Here is a 25249-nt window from a genome sequence, read left to right on the forward strand (position 1 = left end):
ACCATCGTTGACGCAACCGCTTGACCGCCGCCAAGCGAATCCGCACAGTGCGCGCAATCGACCTTGAGAGGCTGCCATGACTCGCTTCGCCAAATCCGCACTTGCCGCCCTGATTTCGCTTTGCACTCCGCTTGCCGCGCCTCTCGGCGTCACCCAGGCCGTGCAGGCGGCCGATCTTACAGTCTATTCCGATGAGGACAGCGGCGTCTGCGGCGAAGCCTGGGTGCTGAACAAGATCACCAGCCGCTTCTCCTACCAGGTGCATCACGTGCCGCATCTGCCGGACGTTCAGATCACCGATTTCCAGCGCATCCACCAGCACCGCTATCTGCCGGCCAACGACACCTGGCCGATCGGCCGCCGCTATTGCGGCGCCACAGTCAGTCTTTCCGACGGCCGTGACCGCACCATCTGGTACCTGATCGAGGAAGGCCAGGGTTTTGCCTCGATCGGCGACAATGTCGAATTCTGCGTCTCGGGCTTCGACCGCTGGATGGTCTACAACGGCCGCTGCCGCGTCCTGCGCTAAACCCGGCTTCCGTTCCTATCTCTTTTCGCGCCTGCGGCTTGATCGGCTGCGGGCGCTTTTCTGTACCGCGTTGACAGAAGGTGCGGTCTGTCGCATAGCTATGATACAGACCTATCTCACCACTGGTAGTGTCATGACATCATCGCCTGCTTTCGACAAACGCCAGCACGTCGTTGAAACGGCCTACGCGCTGTTCAAGCGCGCCGGTTTCCATGCCACCGGCATCGACCGGATCATCGCCGAGGCCGAGGTGGCCAAGATGACGATGTATCGCCACTTCCCCAGCAAGGACGAACTGATCGTCGAGGTGCTCGACTATCGCGCCAGGCGTTTTGAAGGCCAGCTCGACCACCTCGCCGAAGAGGGCATCACGCCAGAGCAGAAAATCGGAAAAATCTTCGATTGGCATGAACGCTGGTTCCGCAGCCCGGATTTCCATGGCTGCCTGTTCGCGCATGCGCTGGCCGAGTTTGGCAATCCGGAGCATTCGGTGTTCAAGGCTGCCGCCAGGCAGAAGAACGGCCTCAAGCGGCGCATGCAGTCGATTCTCGAAGAGGTGATGCCGCGCGGCCGTGCCGGGAGTGTCGCGGCGGCACTGCTCATGCTGATCGAAGGTGCGACCTTGCTGGCGCAGATGGGGCAGGCGGACACCGCCATTCGCGACGCCCGCAAGGCGGCCCTGGGCATCGTCGCTGCTTCGCGCAGGCCGCAATGAGCCCGTTGGTCATCGGGCTCGCGCTGTTTGCCGCGATCCTGCATGCGACCTGGAACGCCTTTCTGCGAACCGGGACCGACAGGTTGTGGACCGTCACCGTCATGAGCTTTTCCAGCACGGCGCTTGCCATTTCGTTCGCCGTCTTCCACGCCCTTCCGGCCGCGCCGGCCTGGTTCTATATCGGGCTCTCGGCATGCCTGCAGGTCGGCTATAGCGTGTTTCTGGTGGCCGCCTACAGATATGGCGAACTGGGACAGGTCTATCCGATCGTTCGCGGCAGCGTGCCGCTGCTGGTCACGCTCGGTGGATTTTTCCTGGCCAACCAGCAGCTCACCCTGCCGCAGACCGTCGGTGTCGCGCTGGTCGCCGGTGGCATCATGGGTCTCTCGCTCGGAAGGGGAAGGGCCGCCACGACATCGATACTCTATGCGCTGGCAACGGGAGCGATCATCGCCGCCTATGCGACCGTCGATGCGATCGGCGTTCGCGCGGCGGGTAATGCCGGCGCCTACACCGCCTGGGTCCTGCTGATCTACGGCGCCTTGCTGCCGGCGACCTTCGTCGTCTGTCGTGGCCGGCTCATCGTCGACCTGCGGGCGCCGGAAACCTGGAAGGCGCTGGGCGGCGGCCTGTTCGCACTTTTGGCCTACGGCGTCGTGGTCGCGGCCTTCGCGCTTGGACCGGCCGGTCCGATCACCGCGATCCGCGAAACCAGCGTCGTCTTCGCGGCCTTCATCGGACGCCTGTTCCTGGGCGAGATGCTGACGCCGCGGCGGGTCGGCGCCTGCGCCATTGTCGCGCTCGGCGCCATCTGCCTCGGCTATCAGTCGTGACGAAAATGCGCGTCACCCGCCGGCACGGGCAGCAGGCACACCAACAGCGCCGGTTCGCCACGCGCTGAGATTTCGCCCGATCGCCCGCGCTATTTTCCGCGCGGCGCCGCCTCAGCCTGATCGAGGATTTTGCGCAGGAACGCGGCGTGGCCGCGGAACGCGCGCCGTCCGCTCGTCGTCGCCCTGACGCGCGTCTGCGGCCGGCGCCCGACGAACAGCTTTTCGATCTCGACATAGCCGGCCCTGTCCAGCGTATCGAGATGCGCGCCGAGATTGCCGTCGGTGACGTCCATGATGGCCTTCAACTGGCTGAAGTCCAGCGTTTGCCGCCTTTCCAGCATATTCAGGGCGGCCATGATCCTGAGCCGTGTGCTCTGGTGGATGATTTCATCGGCACTCATCGGTCAGCTCCGATGCGGCCAAGGCCGCCGCCGTGGGGCTCGGCAATCTCGAACAGCGACAGCGCCGCTTGCTCCTGTGCGATCGACATTGAAGCGTTCCCTTTCCCACGCAGAATACTCTGTGTTGTAGAGTCGTCTGTCAATCTACGCGCAAGCGGGCGGCGCGATCATGCTTGACAAGGTTATGCAGCGATCGGCCATCCCATTGCAGTGTAGATCGTCTGCTTGCACGAGATGATCGCACCGCTGAGGTAGCGGGTCATGATGTCAGAGACCGAAGATCGATGCGCAAGCTGCTGACTGATCTTCAGAGCTTCACGAGAGGAACGGTCTCGCAGGATGTAGAGAATGTCGACGGTACACTCTAGGCAATGGTTGAAGATCAGCAGCGGATTTTTGCGACGATCGGCACGATCGTGTGCGATCCGTAACCAAAATTTAAGCTGCAGAAATCAGTCTGTTGCTTCGCTGGCTAGCAAGCCGCGAGTCAGATATGCATGAGCGCGCCGGGTCATTACGGCCATCGGCACAACGGAAGGGGCATCGCATGGCTAAGCAGTCATCCAAAGCGCCGGCGTCCAAGGCACCGGCAAAGAAAGCACCCGTAAAAGCAGCGACGGCGAAGGTCGCAGCTGCAGTGAAGAAAGCAGCACCTGCTGCCAAGCCGAAGGCCGCAGCGGCCAAGGCAAAAGCAGCGCCGGCCAAGAAGCCGGCAGCAAAGGCCGCGGCAAAACCGGCAGTGAAGAAGGCAGCACCTGCAAAGCCGGCTGCGAAGGCGGCACCGGCCAAGAAGCCGGCTGCAAAGGCTGCGGCAAAACCGGCAGTGAAGAAGGCAGCACCTGCCAAGGCAGCTGCAAAGCCGGCTGCGAAGGCGGCATCGGCCAAGAAGCCGGCTGCGAAAGCTGCACCTGCCAAGAAACCGGCAGCGAAGGCTGCACCGGCAAAGAAGGCGGCGGCAGCGAAGTCTTCAGCACCGGTGAAGAAAGCGGCACCCGCGGCCAAGCCGAAGGCAGCACCCGCGAAGGCCGGCAAGAAGTAATCGCGTCTTCCCTCGCCGGGGGCCGTGCCGAGACAGTCAAGGGCGGGTGCCTGACAGGCGCCCCACTTGCTGCTTGGTCACTTGGAGGGCGAGAACAGAGGCGGACGGAGGATATCTTTTCGCAGCTCCCAGGACTTCGCCATAGGGCGAAGTCCGGTGGGGCTTCGTCCGCGTCAACGATGGCGGATCAAATCTCGGCGCGAAGCTTTTTCAGTCTTGGTGTCGACCGGTGATCCGCGTGCCGCCGCTGTCTGCGCCGCAAGGAATTCGGGTCGGCTGCTTGGTGGTGAAGTGACTTTGGAGCTCACGATTCGCAGAGCAAACGAGGACGATGCGCAAGCCGTGAGCCGCGTGATCCTGGCAGCTCTGCGACAGACCAATGCGAAAGACTATTCGCAAGACATCATCGCTCGTGTGGAGCAGAGCTTCAGCCCATCCGCTGTCTCTGCGCTTTTGAGGAAGCGGAGGGTTTCTGTCGCGGTTGTGCGTGGCAGGGTCGTTGGACAGCCAGCCTCGATGGAAGTGTTGTTCGATCCGTCTTTGTGGATCCTGAACTGCAAGGTCGTGGTATCGGCAAACGACTTATGGCAGAGGTCGAGGAAGCGGCGCATGCGGGCGGTGTCAGCTACCATGGCGATGAACGCACCGTCATCATGGAGCGCTCGCTAAACGGCCCCGGTCAACGACGCTGATGCAGGCGCCGACTTGCCGAACCAGTCGCTCGCTGGCGGCTGGGTTTTCCGCTTCTGGCCATTGCTCGATTGCGCCTGATCGGTCAACACTGCCCGCCTGCAAAACAGGAACCCTGCCATGCCCAGACTGCTCTATGCGTCGTCTTCTCCCTACAGTTCCAAAGTGCGCATGGCAGCCGCCTATGCCGGCATCGCCGTCGATCTGGTGCCGATCAAGACCGAGGAAAAGCCAGCCGATTTGATGATCGCCAACCCGCTCGGCAAGATCCCGGTTCTGGTGCTCGACGACGGCCGCTCCATCCATGACAGCCGCGCCATTACCCAGCACCTCAACCGGGTGTCGAAGAGCGCGCTTTTCCCGCGCAATCCCGACAAGCGGCTCGAGGCGGAAGTGCTGGAAGCGTTGGCGGACGGCATTTGCGACTGCGCGCTGTCGATGGTCTACGAACGGCGCACGCGGCCTGAGGAGATGGTCTACCAACCCTGGCTAGATCGCCAATGGGGAAAGATCACGGCGGCACTTGATCTGCTCAACGCCAACCCGCCGAAGCTGCCGAAGAAGATCACCGCCGGCCAAATGGCACTGCGCGCCTGCCTTGGTTATCTCTCACTTCGCTTTGCCGGAAAATGGGAGAAGGGTCGCGCCCGGCTGACGCGGTGGGCAGCGCGCTTCGACGAGAAGTTTCCAGAGTTGAGGCCGTGCATTCCCGGTTGATCGGCCCGATTAACCCGGTTGATCGAGTCGATCTCTCGCGTGATCCCTCGGGCATAAAAAAGCCGGGCACGAGGCCCGGCTCTTTCGTGTCGTGGCTTGAACGACTTAGAACTTCATACCGACGCCGAAGGTGACGCGGTTGTCGGTGGCCTTGACCTTGCCGATACCATCGAAGCTCTTGCTGCCGAAGTCGGTGTAGCGGTACTCGACACGGCCGAAGACATTGTCGGTCAGCTTGATGTCGGTGCCGAGACCGGCGGTCCAGCCGAGCATCGTTGCGGTATCGCTGGCGGGAATGACAGAGTCCTCCACCTTCAGGCTTCTGCCGGCGAGACCGCCGGTGCCATAGAGCAGGATTTCCGGGGTCACAGCATAGCCGAGACGAGCACGCAGCGAGCCTTCGAAGCCGCCCTTGGAGTGGATGCCGTTGTCGTCACCCTTGACGCCGTTGTAGCCGAGCTCGGCTTCAGCGCCGTAGACGAAGTTCTCCTGCTGCCACTGATAGCCGCCGAAGACACTGCCGACGAAACCTTTGGTATCGGTTTCAACGTCGAAATCCTTTTCCTTGGTCCGGCCGCTGAAGCCATAGCCGACGTTGAGACCGGCGTACGGGCCGGCCCACGAAGCGACCGGAAGTTCAGCGATCGGCGCAGGTGCCGGCGGCTCTTCCGAAACCACGTCAGCAGCATAGGCAGTTCCGCTGAGGGCGAAGAGCCCGAGCGCCACGGCCAGCGGCCGTGCGAATTTGAGATTGGCTTGCATTGTTCGTTACTCCTTAAGCCACAGGACACAGGCTTGTTTCTCACGATCGCCATCTACCCGTCCGGGGGGTGAAACGGATCTGGCGTTCGTCGGTTCCAAATGTCGTGTCAAAATGCGGCTGAAGCGAACCTGAACTTGGGTCATTCCCCGGCGCGAATGAGGCGGAACCTTGACGTTGCATCTTCGCAACAGCGAAATGGCAGGAGCCGTTCCATGCTGCGCTGCACACCGCTTGGTGCAAGGAGTCCAGCGTCCTATATTCCGCTCGGGCGGCTTCGAGTCAAAGGCGAGTCGGGACGCCGAAAGGCTGTTTCGCCACAATGCTGCCTAAGGTGCGAACGCCATTTAACGCCTGCCCGGCCATATTTCGCCGGCGTCATGTTTTCGGGGCCGAAATAGAGGATTGACACCATGAGCAAGGCCACCGCCACGGCGCTGGTGACGGGCGGGGCGAAACGGATCGGTCGGGCAATCGTCGAGGATCTCGTCGCCCACGGTTTTGCCGTCGCCATCCATTGCCACCGCTCGCATGTCGCGGCCGAGGCGTTGGCCGCCGCAATCATCGCCAGCGGTGGTCGCGCCGCCGTGGTTGTCGCCGACCTGACCGATATGGACGCCGTCAGCGACCTCGTCGGCCAGGCGCAAGCAGCGCTAGGACCGGTCTCGCTGCTGGTCAACAATGCGTCGCTGTTCGAGGACGATTCGGTTCTGGATTTCGACTGGCGGGCCTGGGATCGGCACTTTGCCGTTCATGTGAAGGCGCCGGCGCTGCTGGTGCAGAACTTCGCCCGGGCGTTGCCGGAAGGGCAGGAGGGCCTAATCGTCAATATGATCGATCAGCGCGTCTGGCGACCGACGCCGCGCTATTTCTCCTACGCTCTGTCCAAGTCGACACTGTGGACGGCCACCCAGATGATGGCGCAATCGCTCGGCCCTCGCATCCGCGTCAATGCCATCGGCCCGGGACCTACCCTGAAGAACGCGCGCCAGGACGACAGCGATTTTGCCGCCCAGGTCGATGGCTTGATCCTCAAGCGCGGCCCGGAATTGCCGGAATTCGGCGCCACGATCCGCTATCTCTGGGAAGCGCGCTCGGTCACCGGCCAGATGATCGCGCTCGATGGCGGCCAGCATCTTGCATGGCAGACGCCCGATGTGACAGGCATGGCGGAATGAGTCCTTTGGATCACAAAAACAAGCCGCGCGGCGGCGCCGACGATCTGCCCCCCGATATCGACCTCGAGGACGAGGCGGTCGAGGAGATCGTCACACCTGCCGGTCCCGACGTCGCCTTCACCGCTATCGATTGGACGCCGCATGCCGGCGACGCCGAAGGCATGGTCGGCGCCGAGGTGATCCAGACGCTGGTCAAGCGGCTGCCTAACGCGCCCGGCGTCTACCGCATGATGAACGCTGCCGGCGATGTGCTTTATGTCGGCAAGGCGCGCAGCCTGAAGAAGCGCGTCACCAACTATGCGCAAGGCCGCTTCCACACCACCCGCATCGGCCGCATGGTGCGCGAGACATCGACGATGGAGTTCGTCGTCACCCGCACCGAGATCGAAGCGCTGCTGCTCGAAGCCAATCTTATCAAGCGCTTGCGGCCGCGATTCAATGTGCTGATGCGCGACGACAAGTCGTTTCCCTATATCCTCTTGACCGGCGACCATGTCTCACCGGGCATCTACAAACATCGCGGCGCGCGCTCGCGCAAAGGCGATTATTTCGGCCCCTTCGCTTCGGCCGGTGCCGTCGGCCGCACCATCAACTCGCTGCAGCGCGCCTTCCTGCTACGCAGTTGCACCAACTCTTTTTACGAGAACCGCACACGGCCGTGTCTGCTTTATCAGATCAAGCGCTGCGCCGGCCCCTGCACCGGAGAGGTATCGCACCAGGACTATGCCGAGCTGGTCGGCGAAGCGAAGGACTTTTTGTCCGGCCGCAGCCAGAAGGTGAAGACGGAAATCTCGGCCGCCATGCAGCAAGCGTCTGAAGCTCTCGATTTCGAGCGCGCCGCCATCTATCGCGATCGACTTGCGGCCCTGTCGCATGTGCAGAGCCACCAGGGCATCAATCCGGCGACCGTCGACGAGGCTGATGTTTTTGCCATCCATCAGGAAGGCGGCCAGGTCTGTATCCAGGTGTTCTTCTTTCGCACCGGCCAGAACTGGGGCAACCGCGCTTATTTCCCCAAAGCCGATCCGGCGTTGGAAGCGGCGGAGGTGTTGGGTTCGTTCCTGGCGCAGTTCTATGACGACAAGCCGACGCCGCGGAACATTCTTCTGTCGCATGGCGTCGAGGATCAGGAACTGCTGGCCGAGGCGCTCTCCACCCGCGCCGGCCGCAAGGTCGCGATCTCTGTGCCGCAGCGCGGCGAAAAGAAAGACCTGACCGACAACGCCCTGCAGAACGCCCGTGAGGCGCTCGGCCGCCGGCTGGCCGAAACCTCGACGCAAGGCCGGCTGCTCACCGGTTTCGCCGAGACCTTCGGCTTGTCGAAGCCGCCGGTGCGCATCGAGGTCTATGACAACTCGCACATCATGGGCACCAATGCCGTCGGCGCCATGGTCGTCGCCGGGCCGGAAGGTTTTGTGAAGAACCAGTACAGAAAATTCAACATCCGCTCGACCGATATCACGCCGGGCGACGATTTCGGCATGATGCGCGAGGTGATGGAGCGGCGGTTTTCGCGGCTGCTCAGGGAACATGGCGATGTTGCCGTGGCCGACGATGCGGTGGCAGCTCAGGCGGGCGATGATATCGAGGACGACATCTCCGGCAGCTTCCCGGCCTGGCCCGACGTCATCTTGATCGACGGTGGCCAGGGCCAGATGACGGCGGTGCGCAAGATCCTCTCGGATCTCGGCATCGAGGATCGCGTGGTGGCCATCGGCATCGCCAAGGGCCAGGACCGCGACGCCGGCCGCGAGCGTTTTTTCGTCAAGGGCAGGGACTCGTTTTCGCTGCCGGTTCGCGATCCCGTGCTCTATTTCGTCCAGCGCCTGCGCGACGAGGTCCACCGTTTCGCCATCGGTTCGCACCGTGCGCGCCGCAAGAAGGAGATGGTCAAGAGCCCGCTCGACGAGATCAGCGGTATCGGTCCCGGCCGCAAACGGGCGCTGCTCATGCATTTCGGCACCGCCAAGGCGGTCAGCCGTGCCGCAATCGAGGATTTGAGGAAAGTCGACGGCATTTCCGAACAGGTCGCCAAACTGGTCTACAATCATTTCCATGAGAGCTGATGGATTCGGGTATTTTCGGCTGGCCAATCGATTCTGGCCTGTTGACCCCCCACATTCGTATCTGATTTGAGTAGGCAGGCAGAAAGAGTCCCCCGGATATGGCCAAGCGCGCGTTCAACCTGCCCAACATGCTCACCTACGCCCGCATCGTCGCGGTGCCGCTGGTGGTGCTGTGCTTTTTTCTCGAAGGACATCTGAAGTCGAGCGACTTCGCCCGCTGGTCGGCGCTGATCATCTTCCTGCTCGCCTCGATCACCGACTATCTGGACGGCTATTTGGCGCGCGCCTGGCAGCAGACCTCCAACATCGGCAAGATGCTCGATCCGATCGCCGACAAATTGCTGGTCGCCACCTGCCTGCTGCTGCTGGCCGCAGACACCGACCGTCATGCCGGCATCGCCGGATGGTCACTGTGGGCGGCGATCATCATCCTGTGCCGCGAAATCCTCGTCTCGGGACTGCGCGAGTATCTGGCGGCGCTCAAGGTTTCGGTGCCGGTGACGCAGCTGGCAAAATGGAAGACCGCCATCCAGATGGTCGCCATCGCCTTCCTGCTGGCCGGGCCGGCCGGCGACAAGATCTTCCCGCTGACGACGCAGACCGGGCTGGTGCTGCTATGGATCGCGGCGTTGGTTACGCTCTACACCGGCTACGATTATTTCCGCGCCGGCCTCAAGCACATCATGGACGAGTGAGATGACAACCCGGCTCATCTATTTTGCCTGGGTGCGTGAACGCATCGGCGTGCCTGAGGAAGACGTCAACCTGCCTGCTGGCATCGAGACGGTGGCTGATCTCCTGCGTTGGTTGAAATCGCGCGGCGAGGGCTACGAGCACGCGCTGCAATATCCCGACGTGATCCGCGTCGCCATCAACCAGGAACATGTCGAGCACCGCGAGAAGATCGCAGGCGCGCGCGAGATTGCACTGTTCCCGCCGATGACCGGGGGCTGACATGACCGGCGCCGTCGTACCTGTCGTGCGCATTCAGGCGCAGGATTTCGACGTCGCCGCCGAGATCGCCAGACTGACGCAAGGCCGCGCCGATATCGGCGCCGTGGTTTCTTTCTCCGGCCTTTGCCGGGACGAGCAGGGCACCTTGTCGGCGCTTGAGCTCGAGCACTATCCCGGCATGGCCGAAGCAGAAATCGCCCGTATCGCTGCTGAGGCGGTCGAGCGCTGGCCGTTGCAAGGTCTCACGGCCATCCACCGCCATGGCAAGATCGCACCCGGCGACAACATCGTGCTGGTGGTGGCCGCCTCGGCGCATCGCCAGGCTGCGTTCGAGGCGGCGAACTTTCTCATGGACTATCTCAAATCGCGCGCACCCTTCTGGAAGAAGGAGCATCGCATCGACGGCTCCGAGGGCGGCTGGGTCGAGGCCAAGGAGGCTGACGACCAGGCCGCACAACGCTGGAAACCGTCCGAATAAAATTCTGCCGCAGCCATGCATTGACCGCAATCCTTTGGCCAACTGACCGCGGTTGGTCAGCTTGGGCATTGGCAGCCCAGGGCGAGGGAGATGGTCATGCTGGACAGGATCGCGGAGTTCTTCGTCTTCGGTTTAGTGCCTCTGGTCGTCGGCATATTGGCCGTGCCGGAGCTGTCTGTTGCCGCCGAAAATTCCGTGAGAGGCGAGGTGATCTATCGCGAGCGCATCGCCTTGCCGCCCAGTGCCGTGCTCTCTGTCCAGCTTGCCGATGTGTCGCTGGCCGATGCGCCGGCCACCATCATCGGCGAGCAGAAAGTGAAGCCGGCCGGCCAGGTGCCGATCAGCTTCGAGATCAAGTTCGACCCCTCCGTCATCCGGTCGCAGATGACTTACGCGTTGCAAGCCCGCATTACCGTTGATAACAAGCTTCTGTTCATCTCCGACATGCGCCATCAGGTCGATCCGCTGACCGACGTGCCGCAGACCATCGTGCTGAAGATGGTCACGCCGAGCGCCGAGCCGACGGTTTCCGTCTTTGACCAGCTCTGGCTGGTCGACTTTGTCGACGGCATCGGCGCCATCACCGCCCCGCAAGCGACGTTCAGGGTCAGCGAGGCCGGCAAGGCAGGCGGCAGCGGCCCCTGCAACACCTATTTCGCCACCGCCAAGGTCGATGGCCAGGCGATCGCGATCAGCGACATAGGCTCGACCTACAAGGCCTGCGCGCCCGAGGTGATGGCCGAGGAAAAGGCGCTGTTCGATGCATTGGCCAAGGCTGCGTCATACAGTGTCGATGCCGGCAAGCTCGTCATATCAGACAAGGACGGCCGCGAGATCCTGCGCTTGAGCGCTGCAAGCTGAGGCATTCTGATGGTTGGGCGCATGGCCTGACCATGGATCTCGGCACGCTGGTGCCGGACCGAAACAGACGCTCTCATTCGGCCTGTTCGAACACGGCGCCGTAGTGATAGGGCGGCACCTCGACCAGTTCGGCAAGCCTGAGGCCACCCGCCTCGGCGTCCGCCGTGGTCTGTTCCGGCGACAGCCTCAATTCGGTCTTCGGTCCGCGAGGCTCGCCCTGGACGATCGTTGTTTCGCGCGGACGCTGGTGCCAGTTGACGATGGCGAAACGCCCGCCCGGACCGAGTGCCGCCCGCACCGCGCGCGCTAAACGCGGCCGGTCCGGAACGCCGTGAAAGGCGTTGGCCATGAAGATGAAGTCGGCGGGTTGAGTCACCAGTCCTGCAAGCTCATAGGCGTCGCCCGCGACAAAGTCGCAATTCGTCGCGCCACTTTCGACCAACCTGTGTCTGGCGGCTTCGAGCAGATCGGCATCGATATCGATGGCCACGACATGACGAGCCACCCTGGCGATCGGCAGCGTGAACCAGCCGTCGCCGCAGCAGAGATCGATCACCTCCATGCCTGGCTTGATCCCCGTTGCCGAAAGCACGGCGGCGGGGTCGGGCCACAGCGCCTCCCACCAGCCGCTGTTCGGCATCTCTGTGCCTTGGAAGAAACCCGGAATGGCACTGGTCATGCGGAGGCTCCATTGTCGGCTATATACGCTCCATATCTCACCCTAGTACATGCGGTTCGCACGCGAGGCCCGATAGTTCGGCCATGAAAAAGGCCGGCAAAACGCCGGCCTTTTTTACGTGATCCAAAGGTTTGGACTATCGGCTCAGCCGACGATCTCGGTGTCCGAGAACCAGTACTTGATCTCTTCTGCGGCGGTCTCCGGCGCATCGGAGCCGTGCACCGAGTTTTCGCCGATCGACAGCGCATGCACCTTGCGGATGGTGCCTTCGGCGGCGTTGGCCGGGTTGGTGGCGCCCATCACTTCGCGGTTGCGCGCAATGGCGTTCTCGCCTTCCAGCACCTGCACGATTGTCGGTGCCGACGACATGAATTCCACCAGCTCGCCGAAGAACGGGCGGTCCTTGTGGACGGCATAAAAGCCTTCAGCTTCGCGGCGGCTCATCCAGACCCGGCGCGAGGCGATGACGCGCAGGCCGGCCTCTTCCAGCATCCCGGTGATTGCGCCGGTGAGATTGCGCCGGGTTGCGTCCGGCTTGATCATGGAAAATGTGCGTTCGAGCGCCATGGGTCGTCCTTGTCTGAGAATGGAATTGAGAGTGGCGGGCTCTATACAAGCCGCCCGGCCCATTGCCAAGAGGTGAGGAACGACAGAGGTGAGGAACGACAGAGGTGAGGAACGGTCCGCGAAGCGGACGGAAAGCCAATTGCTTGGCTTTCCGAGTGACGAACGGTGAAAGCCCGGTCCGCCTTCGAGCGGATTGAAAGGTCCAGTGGACCTTTCAAAGGGTTTGAACGCCCGAAGGGCAGGGAGCGAGAGCGAAGGGCCGGATCAGTGTGCGTTTCTGCGCCGAGAGCCGGCGCTGATGAGGTAGAGCACCAGCCGAGATCAGACGGCTACACAGCAACGCATTGCTTGCTATACTCGCGTGTCGGCGCCGCGCTGATGTCGGCCCGCATGGAGACAACACGACCATGGCAGACGATCGTCAGGAACGCATTCGCAACCGCGCGCATCAGATCTGGCTGCAAGAGGGACAGCCGGCTGGACACCATGAGCGCCATTGGCATCAGGCGGCAGCCGATGTCGACCAGGAGGATGCTGCGGGCAAGTCGGCAGCCAAAAAGCCAACCACGAAGGCATCTGGCGCCGGCAAGGCAAAAGCCGCCCCCAAGGAAGCAAAGGCTGCCACGAAGGCCAGCAAGCCAAAGAAGGCGGCGGCCAAGTAAGGCCCAGCTATCTCCTCGCTGCTGACCTTTTTCGCAGGACATTGACGGCCCTCATGCTGCCTTGCGGCAAGGGCAGGCGTTGCGGCGTCACGCTGCCGCGGCCACCTTTCGTCCCAGCCCGCCATGCAGGTCGAGGCAGCGGGCAAACCACTGCGCCACCACGTCGCCGTCGTCCAGCAGTTGGTAAGGCGAGGCTATGCGTGCCCACTGCAGCGCGCCGAAGACGATATAGTCGGCAAACAGCGGCGACGCGCCGCCAATGAATGGCTGATAGAAGAGCATTGAACGCAATGGTTCCAGCGAGGCCCTGAAGGTGCCGAGCCCGGCCTCTCGGGCGGCCATCACGTCTTCCAGCTGCTTGCCCAGACGCTGCTCCCGGTTCTGGCGGAAATAGGCGGCGTTTTCCGCGTCCTGCATGGCATGAAGGTCCATGATCGCCGCGGTGGTCACATAGGGATGGATGGTTAGTTGCGACCAGCGTTCGATGAAGCGCGCCATCGCCTTGCCGCCTTCACCGCCAAACAGTGTCGACCGGTCCGGATAGGCTTCATCCAGATAAAGCGCGATGGCGAAGGAATCCGCGATGACCCTCTCACCGTCCCGGATCACCGGAACGGTTTTCGAAACGCCGCCCTCGACAGCGGGCACCTCGAGAAAGCGCGTCGGCGCGGTAGATGTGTCGAGCCCCTTGTGGGCAAGCGCCATCGCCACCTTCCAGCAGTGCGGGCTGAATGGACGTGTGGTGTCGCGTCCGACGAGGTCATAGAGCAGAATGGTCATTGGCGGCGGCGTTCCTGCGGGTTAGGTAGGCCTCGCATCGACGCGAGCCGAGGGGAAACCATGAGACAGCATTTCATGATGTTTGCGGCCTATAATCAATGGGCCAATGGCCGCATCTATGATGCCGCCGCCGAGCTCGACGAAGAGGAATTCAACCGCAACGTCGGTGCCTTCTTCAGCTCGATGATGGGCACGCTTAACCACCTGCTGACGGCCGACCGCATCTGGATGAAGCGCTTCACCAGCGAGGGCGACGCGCCGACGACACTGGACGCCATCCTGCATCGGGGCTTGCCCGGCCTGCGGATGGCGCGTGAGGCCGAGGACAGGAGGATCATCGATTGGGTCGGCGGCCTCAGCGACAAGGCTTTGACGGGTCGCTTCACCTACATGACCGTCTCGGACATGCGCACGGTCTCGCAAAGGCTGGCGCCGGCGCTGGATCATGTCTTCAACCACCAGACTCACCATCGTGGCCAGGCGCATACGATTCTGACCATCCTGGGACGGCCAAGCCTGGGGTTGGATCTGATGCTCTTCCAGCGCACCGAGGAAGGCAGGGCTTTCGCCTGATCCGTGACGTTTTGCCGTTGTAAGCCCGAAGATTGAGGGGCCAGCGCGGACTATCGCTGCATTTTGTGCTGCAGCATCGCCTTTACGTCCAGCCACTCGGAATCGATGATGCTGAACCGGACGGAATTGCGCTTCCGGCCGTCCGGCATGATCCGCTCGTTGCGAACGATCCCCTCTTGCTTTGCCCCTATTCGCAGAATGGCTGCCCTTGACGCGTCGTTCAGTTAGTCCGTGGTGAATTGAACACGAACACACCCCATCACCTCGAAGGCATGGGTCAGGAGGAGATATTTCGCCTCGGTATTGACGCCAGAGCGCTGAGCCGAACTGCTGAGCCAGGTATGCCCAATCTCCAACTTTCTATTCGTTCGATCGATCTTCCAAAACCGCGTACTTCCGCAGATCAGTCCCGTGCTGCGCGTGACGATTGCATAAGGCATGACACTGCCGGCCTGTCGTCCGGCCAGGGCGCTGGCTATATATCCATCGATCGTACCCGGCCCGGGGACCACGGTAGCCTTCAAGTTCCACAACTCGCCATCCGCCGCCGCGCCCAGAAGCCCCGACGAATGTTCCTGCTGAAGCGGCGTGAGCTCAACGATCTCTCCGACCAAGGCGGGCTGCATGGATTGGACGTCCATTAACCGGTGGCCCTCAACTTGCTACGTGCCGGTCGAACCTCATCGGCAGACAACCAAATGCTTGCCCGAAATTCAGACGGCGGCCGAAGCCTCGCTCCTGATTTCGCTGTCCAGCTGGCACTGCGTCAGAGCCGCTTCCGCCATCACCCATTGCTTGAACAGCAGCACCTTGCGTGCGGCAAGGCTCTTTGGGGGAGAGACAAAATACCACCCCGCCGTATTCGGATGGTGGACGGCGAATGGAGCCACCAGCCTTTCGGCGCGGATGTCGCTCGCCATATAGGCACGGTTGGCCACCGCAAAACCCATCCCGGAATTGGCTGCCTCGTAGGACATCATGCACGAGTCGAAATAGATGCTCTTGGTCTCGCTGAGCACGAAGCTGGCGCCGGCGAAACCAAGCCAGGACTGCCAGTTCTGGGTGCAGGTATCGGAATGCAGCAGGGTGAAGAGCTTGAGGTCGTCCGGTGTCACCTTCGATAGTGGCCTATCGCCGAGAACTTCATGGAACAGCTTGCGGCTGCACACCGGCGTCAGGTCTTCCCGAAACAGCAGATTGGCTTGCAGTCCGTGAAAGTGACCGTCGCCATAGCGGATTTCGAGATCGAACTCGGAAGTCGTGAACTCATGCGTCGCATAGGACGTCGAGACCCGCATCACGATATCGGGATATTGCTGCTGGAACAGCGGCAGGCGCGGAAACAGCCAGCGTGCCGCAAAGGTCGGCAGCACCGATATCTTCAACACGTGTTCCTGCGATTGCCCGGTCGCTTCCATGCTGGCGGCGACGATTCGCTCCAGCGCCTCGCGAACGCGCGAGACATAGGTCTCGCCCTCCGGCGTCAGCGACACCGCATTGCCCCCGCGTTGGAAGATCTTGAAGCGCAGCTGATCCTCCAAGCTTTTCACGCGCTGGCTGACCGCTGAAGCGGTGATAAACTGTTCTTCGCCGGCGCGCGTGAAATTCCCGTGCCTCGCAGCACTCTCCACGATTTTCAGCGAATTGAGGTTGACCTGACTGAGCAGACGCACGGTTTCGACCTTAAGCTGGGCTTACACTAGCACCAGCATTCCTAATTTTACAGGGGTGGGTGAATTAATCGACTGTTTACCAAGTGTTGCCCCCATCCTGGAGAAGTACAATGAACGCCCATACCATTCCCGAACTGCGCTATGCGATGAGCCGTGAAGCCATCATCGGCCATGAGACAGCCTGGAAAGTGTCCAGTTTCGGCGTCGCCCAGTATCTGCACGGCTATGACCCGGCTCTGCTTGCCGCGATCGAGGAGGCTGCTCTGAAGCTCAAGGCCAGCCACGCCGTGCACAAGCACCTCGACCTGACTTTCATCACCGGGGCCGACCGCTTCATCCCCGAGATCAAGGAATTGCTGCATGACAAGCTGCGCCTGGAGCGGCTGTCGGACATGATGGGCACAAAGCTGGAGCCCTATCCCCTGTCGATCGTCGGCTCGACAGTGACTTTCATGAACCCCAAGGATGGCGCCGTGGAATGGCATTGCGATGGCGTTCCGGTCACCGAGCTCATTCCGCTATCAATCAGCAATCCGCTGGTCGGCGGCCATCTCGAAATCTACTGCGACGATTCGGAAACCGGCCGCGCCATCCTCGAATCCGGCCGCGAGATTCCGCGCAACCAAGTCATGCGCATCGATCACAAGATGAACTACGCGACGCTGGGGCAGTTCCTGGGCGTCCTGCATCGCACCGCCCCGATCCGGTTCGGCGAGCGCGTCACGCTGGTGCTCAACCAGCGCTCGGTGGCAAAACCCTATGTCGACGACAACCGCATGTTCTATCTCGCCGCCGACAACGACCATGACCGCGAATGGGTCAACGAACTGGCCGAAGATGTCTGGGCCAACCAGCTGCCGGCCTATCGCCGGTTCGAGGCAGAGCATCCGGTGCCCACCCCCGTCGATGCGCCGGTTCCGGGCGGAGCCAGGGAATCATGGTAATGAACCATGATCCCGAAAAGTGGGAACCGGCTTTCGGACAGGATCATGGTCGAACAGCAAAATAGAGCTCCACGCCGGTTGTTTCGGCATGGATCAGGCTCGATGACCGCGATGGTTTTCGCTGCCGGCGCGGTTGCATTGTGGTCGACCAATGCGCTGGTCGGCAAATCCCTGTTGGCCAGCCACCCGGTGTCGCAGGTGCAGTTCCTGCAATTCACAGGCGCTGCGCTCGTCTTTGCCGTCATCCGGCTGATGAGCCGCGAAAGAGTAGCACCTGTCATGGCCGGGGCCGCGCTAATCTCTCTTGCGGTCGGCTTCATCGGTCTGGTCGGCACCATGGTGCTGCAATACATCGCCTTCGCATCGATGCCGGTGATCGAGGCCAATCTGATGGCCTACACGTGGCCGTTGATGGTCGCGGCGGCGGTCATCGCCTTGGAAAATCCGCGGCGCCCGGCACTATTGGGCCTCGCCGCGGTAGTGGGCTTCGTCGGCGTTGCACTGGTGATTTCGGGAGGGCGTAACCAATCCTGGCTCCAGGGCGATCTCGTCGGCTATCTCGCCGCATTCGGCTCTGCGCTGTGCATGGCTTTCTATTCGATCATGGTGGGACGGGTTGCCACCTCTCCGGATCGCCTGTTGCTGCCGTCGTCGTTGATCGGCGTCGCTTTGACGTTTCTGTGGTGCGCTCGCGATGGCGGCGCCTGGCCCGTCGGTATGGACCTGGCTCTCGGCCTCTATCTCGGCGCCGGCCCGATGGGGTTGGGCTACTATTTCTGGTCGCGCGCCCTGAAGCTGGAAGGCAGTGGCAAGGTCGCGGTCGTCGCCTATCTCACGCCAATCGCTTCGACCCTGCTGTTGACCCTGTCCGGCGAGCGGCTGACGATGACGGCCATTGCCGGAGCTGTCCTCGTCATCGGCAGTTGCGCCGCGGTCGGGGTGGAACGTTCGGAGGCCGAAAACCATGTTTGACGAAAATGAACGTCTGGCCATTCAGGAAGCGCATTGGCTGATCAAGGAATTTGGCGCCGAGGCGCCGCTTTACGCCGCGATGAAGGCCGAAAAGGCGATAGAGCAGAAGGATTTCGGGCGTTGTGCCCGCTGGAAACGTATTCTGGAGATATTAGCCGATAGCCATGCCGTGAAGTCTGCTAGTTCAAAGTATTAGATTTTCTAATTTGCACGGTGTCGATTTTCCATGCCAAATATTTGTGGCGAGTCTTGATTCTTTTTGAGACTTGGCAGTCCGTTGGGGGACGCGGTTAAAGAGATACATCGATATAAGTCTTCGCTGGGGTGGATGACTTTATCGCAAATAAGGTGAAAGAATTGTCAAATATCGATGATAAGACCGTTATCGAGCTGACTGCCGATATTGTCTCGGCCTATGTAGGCAACAATCCGCTTCCGGCTTCCGGTCTGCCCGAGTTGATTGCCAGCGTCAGCGCTTCGGTTCGCAAGCTCGCTGGTGCAGTTGTCGCGGAAACCCCAAACCTGGTTCCGGCAGTCAATCCGAAGAAGTCGGTGTTTCCCGACTACATCATCTGCCTTGACGACGGGAAGAAGTTCAAGTCGCTCAAGCGGCACCTGCGGACCGACTATGGCCTGAGCCCGGACGACTACCGGGCCAAGTGGGGCTTGCCGCCGGACTATCCGATGGTTGCGCCAAACTACTCGGCGACACGATCGGCGCTGGCAAAGTCGACAGGACTTGGCCGCAAGCCGGCAGCAGCGCCGGCCGCAGTGGCCAAGGCGACGAAGCGCAAGGCGACTGCCTGAGCGCTGCCGGCCGGTAGGCAAGCCGCTGATCGGCTGCTTTGACGACGCCCTCGCGGGCGTCGTTTCGAGACCTTGTGCGGCCAACTGGCTCACAAGGTCTTGCGAAGCGTTGATGTCCGGTGCAAAAGCGCGGCCATGCTGATCATCAACGACCTATCGCTCCGCATGGCCGGACGCCTGCTTCTCGACCATGCCTCGCTGACCTTGCCGGCCGGCACCAAGGCCGGCCTTGTCGGCCGCAACGGCACCGGCAAAACGACGCTGTTCAAGGCCATCACCGGCGATTTCCCGTCCGAGACAGGCTCGATCAGTCTGCCGAAGAGCACCCGCATCGGCCAGGTGGCGCAGGAAGCGCCAGGCACCGAGGACCCGCTGATCGAGATCGTGCTCAAGGCTGATCTCGAACGCACGGCGCTGCTCGAAGAGGAAAAGACGGCGACCGATCCGCACCGCATTGCCGATATCCACATGCGGCTGGCCGACATCGACGCGCACTCAGCCGAATCCCGCGCCGCCACCATTCTCGCCGGCCTCGGCTTCGATGATGCTGCGCAGCGGCGTCCGGCCTCGTCCTTCTCCGGCGGCTGGCGCATGCGCGTGGCGCTCGCCGCGGTGCTGTTTGCCGAGCCCGACCTCCTGCTGCTCGACGAGCCGACCAACTATCTCGATCTCGAAGGCACGCTGTGGCTGGAAAACTATGTGTCGAAGTACCCCCACACAGTGCTCTTGATCTCGCACGATCGCGACCTGCTCAACCGTGCCGTCAACTCGATCGTTCACCTCGACCAGAAGAAGCTGACCTTCTGGCGCGGCGGCTACGACCAGTTCGAGCGTCAATATACCGAGCAGAAGGAATTGCAGGAGAAGGGCCGGGTCAAGCAGGACGCCGCCCGCAAGCATATGGAATCCTTTGTCGAACGCTTCCGCGCCAAGGCCTCCAAGGCGAGACAGGCACAGTCGCGCATCAAGGCGCTGGAGAAGATGAAGCCGATCGCGGCCATCGTGAACGATTCGGTGCGGCCGTTCTCGTTCCCCGAACCGGTGAAGACGGTGGCCTCGCCGATCGTGGCGCTGAACAACGTCAATGTCGGCTACACCGACGGGCAGCCGATCCTCAAGAAGATGACGTTGCGCATCGACGCCGACGACCGCATCGCGCTGCTTGGCGCCAACGGCAACGGCAAGTCGACCTTCGCCAAATTGCTGTCCGGCCGGCTCAAGCAGGAGAATGGCACCATGACGGTGGCGCCCGGGTTGAAGGTAGCGATCTTCGCCCAGCATCAGCTCGATGATCTCCGGCCGGAGGAGAACGCCTATGAGCATGTCCGCCGGCTGATGCCCGAGGCGCCGGAATCGAAGGTGCGCGGCCGCGTCGCCCAATTCGGTCTCACGACCGAGAAGATGAACACCGCCGCCAAGGATCTGTCGGGTGGCGAGAAGGCGCGGCTGTTGATGGGCCTGTCGGCCTTCGAGGGCCCAAACCTGTTCATCCTCGACGAACCGACCAACCATCTCGACATCGACAGCCGCGAGTCGCTGATCCATGCGCTGAACGAATTCCCTGGCGCCGTCATCCTGATCTCGCACGATCGCCATCTCCTCGAGGCGACCGCCGACCGGCTGTGGCTGGTCAAGGACGGCGCGGTCAACCCGTATGATGGCGACCTGGAAGATTACAAGACGCTGGTCACCGGCGTGTCCGGCGACCGCCGCGGCAAGCGCGAGGCCGACAAGGCCTCAAAGGCCGATCGCCGCCGGGATGCGGCGGCACGCCGCGCCGCCTTCGAGCCGCTGGCCAAGGAGATCCGCGCCACTGAAGCGCTGATGGACCGCATCCGCAAGCGCATCGACGGCATCGAGGACGAACTGTCCAATCCGGCGGTCTACGAGAAGGATCCCTCGACCGCGACACGGCTGGCCAAGGAGCGTTCGCAACTGGCCCAGACGCTGGCCGGCCACGAGGAAAAGTGGCTGACCATGTCGGCCGAATATGAGGAAGGCACGGCGGAGTAAGCAGCCGGCTATGCGCAAGCGAATTCACCGTGCCAGCCGCACGATGAATTGCCTGCGAACGCCGGGACGGTGCAGAGCAGCGGCGGATCCGGCAGATGGCTGAAGGCCTGTGGCACAGATGCACTTGCTGCGGCTTGTCTTACTCGACCGGACGACGCTGCCCGGCATCTATTGCCGCCTTCCGCGTTTAGAAGCGGACCGCGATCCGGCTGGAGCGGATCACAAACCCTTCCGCGACCATGCACGAGTTCCTGCTTTTTTCACGCGGCTTTTCGCTCAACTTTCCATGTCTCGTGCCGCTTCCCCCATGCCGACATCGCGGTCACCGCATCGTTCAGACTAATACCCAGGGTCGTGACCGAGTATTCCACGCGTGGCGGTACCTCGTCATAGGCGCGCCGGCTGACGAGTCCGTCGGCCTCCATTTGTCGCAATTGTTGCGCAAGCATCTTCTCACTGATTCCAGGTAACCGCCGGTGCAGTTCGGCGAAGCGGTGCGGCCGCAGGTGCAATTCCCACAATAGCGAGGTTTTCCACTTTCCGCCGATTGCCTGCATCGCGGCGGCAAAGCCGCAACTGTCTGGTTCCTTGCTCCTCATGTGACAACTCCTGACATGATTCCAATAGCTTACCTCAAGGTGCGTACTTCTCAACGCAGCAAGAATATATATCTTTGGATAAGCGCGCCAAACACAAACCAATCCCTCGTCGAGAGGGCTATCGGAGAAATCACCATGAAATCCAATGTCTGCGTGCTCGGCGCGGGCCGCATGGGCTCGTCTATCGTTCGAACGTTGCTCGACCGGAATTATCCAACATCCGTGTGGAATCGTACTGCCGCCAAGTGCCAGCCCCTGGCTGCTCTTGGCGCGAGGTTGGTCTCTTCAGTAGAGGCCGGGATCCGGTCAGCCGATGTCTTGATCATAAACGTTCTGGATTATGCCGCCAGCGATGCGCTGCTCAAACAGGGCAACGTCGCTTCGGCGCTGGCCGGCAAAGCCGTCATACAACTCACCTCCGGCTCAGCGCGTTTGGCGCGGGAGGAGGCGCGCTGGATAGAAGCGCAAGGCGCCGGCTATCTGGACGGCGCGATCCTGGCGACTCCGGATTTTATTGGCAAGCCGGACACCGCATTGCTCTATTCTGGATCCCGCGCCGTCTACGAAGCGAACAAGACTCTGCTTTTTGCCCTTGGTGGCGGCACGAGTTATGTCGGCGAGGTGCCTGGCCAGGCCTCCGCGCTTGACACCGCGCTGCTCACCCAGATGTGGGGCGGGCTGTTTGGCGCGCTCCAGGGCATGGCTGTCGCGGAGGCCGAGGGGCTCGATCTGGAGACGTTCAGGAGCCATCTGTCCGCATTCAAGCCGGTTGTGGATGCTGCCTTGTTTGATGCGGTTGACCGGACGAAGGCGCGCCGTTTTGCCGGCGACGACGCAACGCTCGCCTCATTGGGAGCCCATTACAGCGCCTTCCGGCATCTGCTCGAAGCATGCCAGGAGCGAGGTCTTGACGCGGCTATGCCGCGCGCAATGGACGGGATTTTTAAGCAGGCGCTTTCTCGCGGGCGCGCGGATGATGATTTTGCATCTCTCTTCCCCCTGTTTAGAAATGGCTCGCCGCTTCAGGGCAGGGAGCCTGAGAATGCGTGATGGCAAGACCGAGCGAAGGGCGACCTGCTCGTGTCGCGGCGTGGAACTGGTTCTTACCGGGGAGCCTCGGCGCGTCTATGCCTGCAGTTGCCTGGAATGCCAGAGATGCACCGGGGCAGCGTTCTCATACCGAGCCATCTATGCCGACTCCGCCATAGTCGCCCAGAAAGGCGAGACGAAATCCTGGCGACGAAACGGCTCGTCAGGGCAATGGCTAGAGCAGACATTTTGTACCTCATGCGGGTCGATCGTCTTCATGCGTGCAGAGGGCCTGACGGAAGCGCTGTCGGTATCTGTCGGCTGTCTGGAGGACCTGGAATTCCCGGCTCCGGCAATTCTCCATTGGCCCAACAGGAAGCACAAATGGCTCTGCCTGGAAGGCGTGCCCCGGGCGGAAGCCTCCTGAAGCAATGACTGCCTCAGTGTGGAGTGGCCGATCGGCTTTGCAGTGCCCCGCCTTCTTCCACAGAGGAGAAGGCAAGGGCCTTGCTCACCGAGGTAAAGCGGTGCGCCACATCTGGCCCTACACGCGGTGTTCTGAACCCGTTAGTGTCGCCCCATGAACCAGCACGCGAACCTCAGAATCGGCCATTCGGCCTGTCCGCATGATTGCCCGTCGACCTGCGCGCTTGAGGTCGAGTTGCTCGACGGCAATCGCATCGGCCGCGTCCATGGCGCCAAGGCCAACAGCTATACGGCCGGTGTCGTCTGCGCCAAGGTCGCGCGTTATGCCGACCGCGTCCACCACCCCGACCGTTTGCTGAAGCCGCTGATCCGCGCCGGTGCCAAGGGCGACGGCGCCTGGAAGGAAGCGAGTTGGGAGGCCGCGCTTGACCTCGTCGCCGAAAAATTCATTGCGGCTGAAGTGAAATACGGCTCGGAGACGGTCTGGCCCTACTACTATGCCGGAACGATGGGGCTGGTGCAGCGTGACGGCATCGACCGGCTGCGCCATGCCAAGAAATATTCGGGCTTCTTCGGTTCGATCTGCACCAATCTGGCCTGGACCGGCTGGATGATGGGCGCCGGCGCCTTGCGCGGTCCCGATCCGCGCGAGATGGCGAAATCCGATTGCGTGGTGATCTGGGGCACCAATGCGGTGGTCACCCAGGTCAACGTCATGACCCACGCCATCAAGGCGCGCAAGGAGCGCGGCGCCAGGATCGTGGTCATCGACGTTTACGAGAACGCGACGATGAAGCAGGCCGATCTCGGCCTGGTGCTGATGCCGGGCACTGACGGCGCGCTGGCCTGCGCGGTTATGCATGTGTTGTTCAGGGAAGGCATGGCCGACCGCGCCTATCTCGAAAAATACTCCGACGACCCGAAAGGGCTTGAAGCGCATCTCGTGACGCGCACGCCGGAGTGGGCAGCTGGGATCACCGGCCTGACGGTCGCCGAGATCGAGGCTTTCGCCCGGCTCGTCGGCACGACCAAGAAGACCTATTTCCGCCTCGGCTATGGTTTCGCGCGCCAGCGCAATGGCGCCGTCAACATGCACGCCGCATCTTGCATCGCGGCTGTCACCGGCAGCTGGCAATATGAGGGTGGTGGCGCCTTCCATTCCAATTCCGGCATCTTCAAGCTCAACCAGGATGTGCTGGAAGGCACCAAGATGCGCGATCCCTCGATCCGCCATCTCGACCATTCGCGCATCGGCCCGGTGCTGACCGGAGCCAGCGACGCGCTCTATGGCGGCCCGCCGGTGACGGCGATGCTGATCCAGAACACCAACCCGGTGAATGTCGCGCCGGAGCAGCGGCTGGTCACCCAGGGCTTCCTGCGCGACGATCTGTTCACCTGCGTGCATGAGCAGTTCATGACCGACACGGCCAAGCTTGCCGATGTCGTGCTGCCGGCGACGATGTTCCTGGAACACGACGACGTCTACAAGGGCGGCGGCAACCAGCACATAACGCTTGGCCCGAAGCTGATCGAGCCGCCGGAAGGGCCGCGCACCAACCATTTCGTCATCGAGGAATTGGCTGAGCGCCTCGGCGTTGCCGACCGCCCGGGTTTTGGTCTGACCGAGCAGCAGCATATCGACATCATCCTGGGCAAGCGCGGGTTGGGCAGCTTCGACAGCTTGAAGGAAGACAAGTGGGTCGACCTGCAGCCGGATTTCGATAGCGCGCATTTCATCAAGGGATTTGGCCATGCGGATGGAAAATTCCGCTTCCGCGCCGACTGGACCGGGCAGGCGGCGCCCAACCGGCCGCCGAAAAGCATGGGCCTGTTCGGGCCGGTGGCGCGGCTGCCGGAATTCCCCGACCATGTCGACTTGATCGAGGTCGCCGACGAGGCGCACCCGTTCCGGCTGACGACATCGCCGGCGCGCAATTTCCTCAACTCGACCTTTTCCGAGACGCCGGTGTCGAAGGCCAGGGAGGGCCGGCCGGAACTCCTGTTGCATCCCGATGATGCCGCGGCACTTGGCCTGGCCGACGGCGATCGTGTCGAGGTCGGCAACACGCGCGGCGAAGTCGTGCTGCATGCAAAGCTGTTTGACGGGATCAAGCGCGGCGTCGTCATCGCCGAGGGCATCTGGCCAAACAGCGCGCATGAACGCGGCGAAGGCATCAACGTTCTGACCGGCGCCGATGCGCCGGCGCCCTATGGCGGTGCTGCCTTCCACGACAACAAGGTCTGGCTGCGCGCGGCAGGTTGAGGCCGGCGAGAACTCCGCTCGTCTCGCGCCAGATCAGGCCG

30 protein-coding genes are annotated in these 25249 nt (G+C 62.1%); 22 read left to right on the top strand and 8 right to left on the bottom strand.

Translation table 11 applies throughout. From position 1 onward, the window contains the following. Nucleotides 1-76: 76 nt before the first annotated feature. The 3 genes from ACFOJ9_RS11440 to ACFOJ9_RS11450 all read left to right on the top strand — a co-directional run bounded on the left by ACFOJ9_RS11440 (nucleotide 77) and on the right by ACFOJ9_RS11450 (nucleotide 2077). Nucleotides 77-529 carry a hypothetical protein gene (locus tag ACFOJ9_RS11440; RefSeq protein ID WP_378978970.1) on the top strand — a complete coding sequence of 151 codons (453 nt, stop codon included), beginning with the start codon at nucleotides 77-79 and terminating at the stop codon, nucleotides 527-529. A gap of 133 nt (nucleotides 530-662) precedes the next feature. After that, nucleotides 663-1244: a TetR/AcrR family transcriptional regulator gene (locus tag ACFOJ9_RS11445; RefSeq protein WP_378978971.1), complete on the top strand. Its 582-nt coding sequence runs from the start codon at nucleotides 663-665 to the stop codon at nucleotides 1242-1244. Then, nucleotides 1241-2077 carry an EamA family transporter gene (locus ACFOJ9_RS11450; protein WP_378978972.1) on the top strand — a complete coding sequence of 279 codons (837 nt, stop codon included), beginning with the start codon at nucleotides 1241-1243 and terminating at the stop codon, nucleotides 2075-2077. The genes ACFOJ9_RS11445 and ACFOJ9_RS11450 overlap by 4 nt, the downstream gene beginning before the upstream one ends. An 89-nt stretch (nucleotides 2078-2166) precedes the next feature. Here the strand turns inward: ACFOJ9_RS11450 and ACFOJ9_RS11455 are convergent, their stop codons facing one another. Continuing rightward, a complete protein-coding gene (locus ACFOJ9_RS11455; protein ID WP_378978973.1) occupies nucleotides 2167-2478 on the bottom strand; it encodes a transcriptional regulator in 312 nt (103 codons plus the stop codon). A gap of 547 nt (nucleotides 2479-3025) precedes the next feature. On the opposite strand from ACFOJ9_RS11455, the gene ACFOJ9_RS11460 reads away from it, so the two are divergent. The 3 genes from ACFOJ9_RS11460 (at nucleotide 3026) to ACFOJ9_RS11470 (ending at nucleotide 4924) form a co-directional block, all read left to right on the top strand. Then, nucleotides 3026-3517, top strand: a complete 492-nt coding sequence (locus tag ACFOJ9_RS11460) for a hypothetical protein (RefSeq protein ID WP_378978974.1) — start codon at nucleotides 3026-3028, stop codon at nucleotides 3515-3517. 434 nt (nucleotides 3518-3951) lie between these two features. After that, complete coding sequence (locus tag ACFOJ9_RS11465; protein WP_378987723.1) at nucleotides 3952-4209, top strand: GNAT family N-acetyltransferase; 258 nt, start codon at nucleotides 3952-3954, stop codon at nucleotides 4207-4209. A gap of 118 nt (nucleotides 4210-4327) precedes the next feature. Further along, nucleotides 4328-4924: a glutathione S-transferase family protein gene (locus ACFOJ9_RS11470; RefSeq protein ID WP_378978975.1), complete on the top strand. Its 597-nt coding sequence runs from the start codon at nucleotides 4328-4330 to the stop codon at nucleotides 4922-4924. A gap of 105 nt (nucleotides 4925-5029) precedes the next feature. Here ACFOJ9_RS11470 and ACFOJ9_RS11475 read toward each other — a convergent pair whose 3' ends face one another. Further along, nucleotides 5030-5686, bottom strand: coding sequence for an outer membrane protein (locus tag ACFOJ9_RS11475; protein WP_378978976.1), 657 nt, complete (start codon nucleotides 5684-5686; stop codon nucleotides 5030-5032). A gap of 411 nt (nucleotides 5687-6097) precedes the next feature. Between ACFOJ9_RS11475 and ACFOJ9_RS11480 the strand changes: the two genes are divergently transcribed. The 6 genes from ACFOJ9_RS11480 (at nucleotide 6098) to ACFOJ9_RS11505 (ending at nucleotide 11221) form a co-directional block, all read left to right on the top strand. Then, complete coding sequence (locus ACFOJ9_RS11480) at nucleotides 6098-6862, top strand: SDR family oxidoreductase (RefSeq protein WP_378978977.1); 765 nt, start codon at nucleotides 6098-6100, stop codon at nucleotides 6860-6862. Continuing rightward, nucleotides 6859-8928: an excinuclease ABC subunit UvrC gene (uvrC, locus tag ACFOJ9_RS11485; RefSeq protein WP_378978978.1), complete on the top strand. Its 2070-nt coding sequence runs from the start codon at nucleotides 6859-6861 to the stop codon at nucleotides 8926-8928. The genes ACFOJ9_RS11480 and uvrC overlap by 4 nt, the downstream gene beginning before the upstream one ends. A gap of 98 nt (nucleotides 8929-9026) precedes the next feature. After that, nucleotides 9027-9623: a CDP-diacylglycerol--glycerol-3-phosphate 3-phosphatidyltransferase gene (pgsA, locus tag ACFOJ9_RS11490; RefSeq protein WP_023673449.1), complete on the top strand. Its 597-nt coding sequence runs from the start codon at nucleotides 9027-9029 to the stop codon at nucleotides 9621-9623. A 1-nt stretch (nucleotide 9624) separates the two neighbouring features. Beyond that, the gene (moaD, locus tag ACFOJ9_RS11495) at nucleotides 9625-9882 is read left to right on the top strand and encodes a molybdopterin converting factor subunit 1 (RefSeq protein ID WP_378978979.1); all 258 of its coding nucleotides are present in this window, start codon (nucleotides 9625-9627) and stop codon (nucleotides 9880-9882) included. Nucleotide 9883: 1 nt separating this feature from the next. Next, nucleotides 9884-10360 carry a molybdenum cofactor biosynthesis protein MoaE gene (locus ACFOJ9_RS11500; protein WP_378978980.1) on the top strand — a complete coding sequence of 159 codons (477 nt, stop codon included), beginning with the start codon at nucleotides 9884-9886 and terminating at the stop codon, nucleotides 10358-10360. Nucleotides 10361-10456: 96 nt separating this feature from the next. Beyond that, on the top strand, nucleotides 10457-11221 hold the full coding sequence (locus ACFOJ9_RS11505; protein ID WP_378978981.1) for a YbaY family lipoprotein: 765 nt from the start codon (nucleotides 10457-10459) through the stop codon (nucleotides 11219-11221). Between the two features lie 73 nt (nucleotides 11222-11294). On the opposite strand, the gene ACFOJ9_RS11510 is transcribed toward ACFOJ9_RS11505, so the two are convergent. Next, complete coding sequence (locus tag ACFOJ9_RS11510) at nucleotides 11295-11900, bottom strand: class I SAM-dependent methyltransferase (protein WP_378978982.1); 606 nt, start codon at nucleotides 11898-11900, stop codon at nucleotides 11295-11297. Nucleotides 11901-12044: 144 nt separating this feature from the next. After that, entirely contained in the window at nucleotides 12045-12467 is a 423-nt protein-coding gene (ndk, locus tag ACFOJ9_RS11515) for a nucleoside-diphosphate kinase (protein WP_378978983.1), read from the bottom strand. A 407-nt stretch (nucleotides 12468-12874) separates the two neighbouring features. Between ndk and ACFOJ9_RS11520 the strand changes: the two genes are divergently transcribed. Continuing rightward, nucleotides 12875-13129 carry a DUF2934 domain-containing protein gene (locus tag ACFOJ9_RS11520; protein ID WP_378978984.1) on the top strand — a complete coding sequence of 85 codons (255 nt, stop codon included), beginning with the start codon at nucleotides 12875-12877 and terminating at the stop codon, nucleotides 13127-13129. Between the two features lie 87 nt (nucleotides 13130-13216). Here the strand turns inward: ACFOJ9_RS11520 and ACFOJ9_RS11525 are convergent, their stop codons facing one another. Continuing rightward, a complete protein-coding gene (locus ACFOJ9_RS11525) occupies nucleotides 13217-13909 on the bottom strand; it encodes a glutathione S-transferase family protein (RefSeq protein ID WP_378978985.1) in 693 nt (230 codons plus the stop codon). Nucleotides 13910-13969: 60 nt separating this feature from the next. Here ACFOJ9_RS11525 and ACFOJ9_RS11530 point away from each other — a divergent pair, with 60 nt between their 5' ends. After that, complete coding sequence (locus ACFOJ9_RS11530) at nucleotides 13970-14482, top strand: DinB family protein (RefSeq protein WP_378978986.1); 513 nt, start codon at nucleotides 13970-13972, stop codon at nucleotides 14480-14482. Between the two features lie 224 nt (nucleotides 14483-14706). On the opposite strand, the gene ACFOJ9_RS11535 is transcribed toward ACFOJ9_RS11530, so the two are convergent. Next, nucleotides 14707-15123 (bottom strand): GNAT family N-acetyltransferase, encoded by a 417-nt coding sequence (locus ACFOJ9_RS11535; protein WP_378978987.1) that lies wholly within the window; start codon nucleotides 15121-15123, stop codon nucleotides 14707-14709. Nucleotides 15124-15195: 72 nt separating this feature from the next. After that, nucleotides 15196-16155 carry a LysR substrate-binding domain-containing protein gene (locus ACFOJ9_RS11540; RefSeq protein ID WP_378978988.1) on the bottom strand — a complete coding sequence of 320 codons (960 nt, stop codon included), beginning with the start codon at nucleotides 16153-16155 and terminating at the stop codon, nucleotides 15196-15198. 110 nt (nucleotides 16156-16265) lie between these two features. Here ACFOJ9_RS11540 and ACFOJ9_RS11545 point away from each other — a divergent pair, with 110 nt between their 5' ends. From ACFOJ9_RS11545 to ACFOJ9_RS11565, 5 genes are all read left to right on the top strand, one after another. Beyond that, a complete protein-coding gene (locus ACFOJ9_RS11545) occupies nucleotides 16266-17099 on the top strand; it encodes a hypothetical protein (RefSeq protein WP_378978989.1) in 834 nt (277 codons plus the stop codon). Nucleotides 17100-17201: 102 nt separating this feature from the next. Then, nucleotides 17202-18071, top strand: coding sequence for a DMT family transporter (locus tag ACFOJ9_RS11550; RefSeq protein ID WP_378978990.1), 870 nt, complete (start codon nucleotides 17202-17204; stop codon nucleotides 18069-18071). Then, on the top strand, nucleotides 18064-18267 hold the full coding sequence (locus tag ACFOJ9_RS11555; protein ID WP_378978991.1) for a hypothetical protein: 204 nt from the start codon (nucleotides 18064-18066) through the stop codon (nucleotides 18265-18267). The genes ACFOJ9_RS11550 and ACFOJ9_RS11555 overlap by 8 nt, the downstream gene beginning before the upstream one ends. A gap of 161 nt (nucleotides 18268-18428) precedes the next feature. Continuing rightward, the gene (locus tag ACFOJ9_RS11560; RefSeq protein WP_378978992.1) at nucleotides 18429-18878 is read left to right on the top strand and encodes a MucR family transcriptional regulator; all 450 of its coding nucleotides are present in this window, start codon (nucleotides 18429-18431) and stop codon (nucleotides 18876-18878) included. 135 nt (nucleotides 18879-19013) lie between these two features. After that, nucleotides 19014-20891, top strand: a complete 1878-nt coding sequence (locus tag ACFOJ9_RS11565) for an ABC-F family ATP-binding cassette domain-containing protein (RefSeq protein WP_378978993.1) — start codon at nucleotides 19014-19016, stop codon at nucleotides 20889-20891. A 260-nt stretch (nucleotides 20892-21151) separates the two neighbouring features. Here the strand turns inward: ACFOJ9_RS11565 and ACFOJ9_RS11570 are convergent, their stop codons facing one another. After that, nucleotides 21152-21490 carry a winged helix-turn-helix transcriptional regulator gene (locus tag ACFOJ9_RS11570; RefSeq protein WP_378978994.1) on the bottom strand — a complete coding sequence of 113 codons (339 nt, stop codon included), beginning with the start codon at nucleotides 21488-21490 and terminating at the stop codon, nucleotides 21152-21154. Nucleotides 21491-21625: 135 nt separating this feature from the next. Between ACFOJ9_RS11570 and ACFOJ9_RS11575 the strand changes: the two genes are divergently transcribed. The 3 genes from ACFOJ9_RS11575 (at nucleotide 21626) to ACFOJ9_RS11585 (ending at nucleotide 25208) form a co-directional block, all read left to right on the top strand. Next, nucleotides 21626-22540, top strand: coding sequence for an NAD(P)-dependent oxidoreductase (locus tag ACFOJ9_RS11575; protein ID WP_378978995.1), 915 nt, complete (start codon nucleotides 21626-21628; stop codon nucleotides 22538-22540). Further along, a complete protein-coding gene (locus ACFOJ9_RS11580; protein ID WP_378978996.1) occupies nucleotides 22533-22946 on the top strand; it encodes a GFA family protein in 414 nt (137 codons plus the stop codon). Before ACFOJ9_RS11575 ends, ACFOJ9_RS11580 begins: the two co-directional genes overlap by 8 nt. A 153-nt stretch (nucleotides 22947-23099) precedes the next feature. Further along, nucleotides 23100-25208, top strand: coding sequence for a molybdopterin-containing oxidoreductase family protein (locus ACFOJ9_RS11585; RefSeq protein WP_378978997.1), 2109 nt, complete (start codon nucleotides 23100-23102; stop codon nucleotides 25206-25208). Nucleotides 25209-25249 lie beyond the last annotated feature (41 nt).

It is taken from the genome of Mesorhizobium cantuariense (assembly GCF_042647205.1).
In the GTDB taxonomy this organism is placed as follows: Bacteria; Pseudomonadota; Alphaproteobacteria; order Rhizobiales; family Rhizobiaceae; genus Mesorhizobium; species Mesorhizobium cantuariense.